The following is a 3894-nucleotide window of genomic DNA, read 5'->3' on the forward strand; positions in this document are numbered from 1 at the left end:
ACTCACGCTGGCGCCGGCGAGCTTCGGTGCTGTGCCGAACAGGTCGGTGGTCTCGCCATTGACGCGTGCGATCGCTCAGACTGAACTTTTGCGAACATTAAACAATTGCTTTTTGTTGGAGTTTTGCCAGCATCGAGGTTCCCGACCTTCAGAGGTGATCTTCTGAAAGACCTCGAGTCGCTTTTTCCTAAAGCGTGGACCGTGCACCGGCGCTTGGTCCAAGCAGTTGCTATACGACTCCGTCAGTTGATCCCAATAGCGACGACTATCATAAATTGACTTAAGATGTATATTCACGATTTTAGATTGGAAATTTGAACGTCTGCCCAATTAGTTTGAGACGAGTCCGTTGTACGATTACTGCCGTAATCTTGCCTCACCGACGCCCCCTTCCGAAGGCCGAACGAGGCGCCAACGCTCTTCATCTTGATGCACATCGACGGCTCCGCATCAAGCCGGTCGATTCTTGGATTCTATATTGCAAACATATAATTACTCAAGAGTGCCGAGTTCTTACTCGCCCTTTTCACGGTCTCGGTTCGACGATCGAGAGCGTCAGTCCACTTCTCGGCGATCCGCTCCCGTTCTCCTCAGAGCCGCAGCACTTCTGTATTTGCGCCCCGAACCGCAGGGGCAGGGACTGTTGCGCTCCACCTTGGTGGACTGGATGGGTAACGGTGGATTGAGCGCATTCTCAAGGTCAGAAATGTCCTCTGGACCTTCGAAGCCAATGATGTAATGCCAGCCGTTCTGCTGGCATACTTGCGCCTCATAGTGAGCACGATCTCCTGACCTCACTCGGACAATGATCGGTCGTTTTTCTGAGCCAATCTTTGGCATGTTCGATCCTGTGATTGTGGTTAAGGGGTGGAGATTACGCCCGTTTCGTGGTTCATTAATTTAGTAGTACTATGCTAATCTAGTCAATACAAAAGCTCGAAGATTAACGATGACGCTTTGGATGGCTTGGTGGGACGCGATCTGGTTGCTGCGGCCTGCGTTCTCTCGTCTGCGCAGTTTCATGTGGTTCGCAACTGCCGTGGCAGGCTTGAGCGTCTTCGCCGTACCGCTGGGCGGGCGCATTCACGAAGGTCTGGTGTGGTCCAACCGCGATCGGCGTACCTTGCTCGACAAGATGATCTCTGTTGGGGATCGTCTCGATCGAGGAGCCGTTCTACTTCGTCGCCGATGCCTACTACGCTGCTCGCAAGATCGTCAAAGGCCTGCGCGATCAGGACAACCATTTGGTCACGCGCGTGAAGTCCAATGCAGTCGCCTATGCCCCGTACGTGCAGCAAGGTCAAGAAAGTGGGTAATCGCAAGCAAACGCCGAGAGTTTACAAGCGCGGCGCTATGCCATTGAAGGTAAGCGACCTTTCTCGCCGCCGCGGACCGGCGGTGACGTTGTGTATAACCTTTCATGATGTAGATCGGCATCGCCCCCAGGCATGAAAGCTCCGTAAGGCAGAGAATCAGCAGTGGTGCACAGGACACCAAAGACCGCAATCTCAATGGTGGCCCGACCCCGTGTATAACCAGGCCTACCCGAACTGGCCCGCACCCCCAACAGTTGCGCGGTTTGTCGCCGCGGCACGAACGGTAAAGAGACCCAGGCTGACTGAGTCTGAGGCGTTTTCCAGTTCATCGATGCCCTGTACGCCGCTTTTATTTTAGCCATAGGAGAGTGACATGGAAGGACTGTCTCCACTCTACCGACGCGTTGCCGGCATCGATGTCCACAAGATGCTGCACGTTGTCATGGCCGTCATTGAACGCCCTGACGGCACCATCGAACAGCAACGCCGTGAATTCGGCGGTTTCAAGCGCGATTGCCGCGCCCTCACGAGCTGGCTTCTTGAGCTGAACGTCGAACTCGTTGTCATGGAGAGCACCGGCATCTACTGGAAGAGCATCTATGCCCATCTGGAACGCGCCGGCATCCGGGCCTGGGTCGCCAATGCGCATTTCGTCAAGCATGTCCCGGGCCGGAAAACGGACATGAACGATTCACAGTGGCTCGCGGTGCTGGCCCGTTTCGGGCTGGTGCGCGCCAGCTTCATCCCGCCACAGGATTTGCGGGAATTGCGCCTGGTGTCTCGTTACCGGCGTAAGCTCACTGCCATGCGCGCCAGTGAAATCAACCGGCTTCATAAAATCCTCGACGATGGCGGAATCAAACTTGGCGGCATCGTCAGTGACCTCAACGGTTTGTCGGCACGCGAGATGGTAGCTGGCCTGATCGAAGGCAGATCGATCAACGCACTGCTCGATATGGCACGCGGCCAACTCAAACTCAGACGCGACGATCTGCAAGCCGCCCTCGACGGCGATCTGACGGCGCGGCATAGATTCATTCTCGGACATATTCGCGAGCACATTGAAATACTCGAGCGTAGTCTGGCCGAACTCGACGCCTATATCCTTGACGCCATGGCTCCCTACCAATGGGCGCATCGCCTGCTGCAAACTGTACCTGGCATCGACCAGATTGCGAGCGCCCTGATTCTGATCGAAATCGGTGACAACATGACCCGCTTCGGCAGTGCCGACCGTATTGCTGCATGGGCGGCACTTTGTCCCGGAAACAACGAATCGGCCGGCAAACGCAAATCAGGGCGAACCGGAAAAGGCAGTTCGGTCATCCGCTACATCATGTGTGAATGCGCCAACTCGGCGTGGAAAACCAAGAGCACGCTGGCAACCAAATATAGAAGCCTGATGGTGCGCAAGACGCACAAAAAGGCAATCATCGCTCTCGCTCACAAGATGATACGGTTGATCCGTGCTACTGACACCCAGAGTCGCCTATCACGACCCACAGATCGACTATCAGGCCATCAGCGCGAAGAAAAACGCGCCGCGCTGGATCAAGCAATTGAAGGCGATCGGCCAATGGCCGGATGAGGCGTCTGCCTCGGTCACCACCTAACGATCGCCACAACGAGGGGTCGGGCACGGCGATATTTTTACTCGCGGGCCACGCGAGCGGGCATGCGCGGGGGGCCGCACTATCCAGCTTTCACGGTAACGACATGGGGTGAGGGGGGCGACCTCCTCGCATACTCGGAGGCCCCCCTGTGTAAAACTTGAGTAACGAAGGATGGAGCAATGGGTAACCCAAGGGTGCGGTACACGCTGGAATTCAAGATAAAAGCGGTGCGCATGGTACGTAACGGCCAGAGTCAGGCGGCAGTGGCCAAGATTCTGGGCATCAGTACGCAGACGCTAAACAACTGGATCAAGGCAGATGAGGCGGGCAAGCTCACTGGCGCAGGCAACCAGGTGTCGGCCGACCCAATGGAAATTGCGCGACTCAGAGCGGAGAACGCGAAGCTGCGGATGGAGCGCGATATTCTTGGAGAAGCTGTCCCAGAGTGCGCGTTGTGATGGTTTGTTTGCGTTTCGGGTGCGCAGGCCGTGTCGTATCCTCCATGTGGTGGTGTCGCAACGACAGTCGGCTCATCGTGATCGGTGGCTGTCAGTTGCAGGGCCGGGGGTTGATCAAGGTGTACGCAAGGGTCTTGAAGGCATAATCAGCGACACTGAGACGCTTGAAATGCAACCGCTCGCAACGGCGTACGCGCAGTCTAGGAACACGATGGCGTCGTTGAGGTCCATGCCCGCGGTGTAGGCCGTTCGTGTGAATCGCGGGCGAATGCTGCGCGTAGCAAACGATTCGCTGCGCTTGGCCGGTGCGCACACGAAAGGCGCAATTGCGTTGCAGTGGCGGTCGCAGAAGACGACGATCCCGCCGCTCCTTCTAGTCTCACTGTGTCATAAAAAATAGCGACTTCCATCTTCATTTCAGTTCATAATTAGGATTCCATATTTATTAGTGGGCTGCAATGGAAAATCTAGCGAAGTTTGATCGCTACATCGAGCACCTGTGTGCGG

Annotated in this window: 2 protein-coding genes and 2 pseudogenes; 3 read left to right on the plus strand and 1 reads right to left on the minus strand. The window is 56.0% G+C overall.

From position 1 onward, the window contains the following. Positions 1–555: 555 nt before the first annotated feature. A complete protein-coding gene (locus AWB78_RS50075; RefSeq protein WP_082883647.1) occupies positions 556–840 on the minus strand; it encodes an SEC-C metal-binding domain-containing protein in 285 nt (94 codons plus the stop codon). Positions 841–1145: 305 nt separating this feature from the next. Between AWB78_RS50075 and AWB78_RS47345 the strand changes: the two genes are divergently transcribed. From AWB78_RS47345 to AWB78_RS41680, 3 genes and pseudogenes are all read left to right on the plus strand, one after another. Continuing rightward, complete coding sequence (locus AWB78_RS47345) at positions 1146–1316, plus strand: hypothetical protein (RefSeq protein WP_157697877.1); 171 nt, start codon at positions 1146–1148, stop codon at positions 1314–1316. A gap of 373 nt (positions 1317–1689) precedes the next feature. Then, positions 1690–2929: pseudogene (locus tag AWB78_RS41675) on the plus strand (IS110 family RNA-guided transposase). A gap of 179 nt (positions 2930–3108) precedes the next feature. Then, a pseudogene (locus tag AWB78_RS41680) lies at positions 3109–3357 on the plus strand (transposase); the annotation flags it as partial. Between the last annotated feature and the right edge of the window lie 537 nt (positions 3358–3894).

Origin of the sequence: Caballeronia calidae (assembly GCF_900044055.2) — a bacterium.
GTDB lineage: Bacteria > Pseudomonadota > Gammaproteobacteria > Burkholderiales > Burkholderiaceae > Caballeronia > Caballeronia calidae.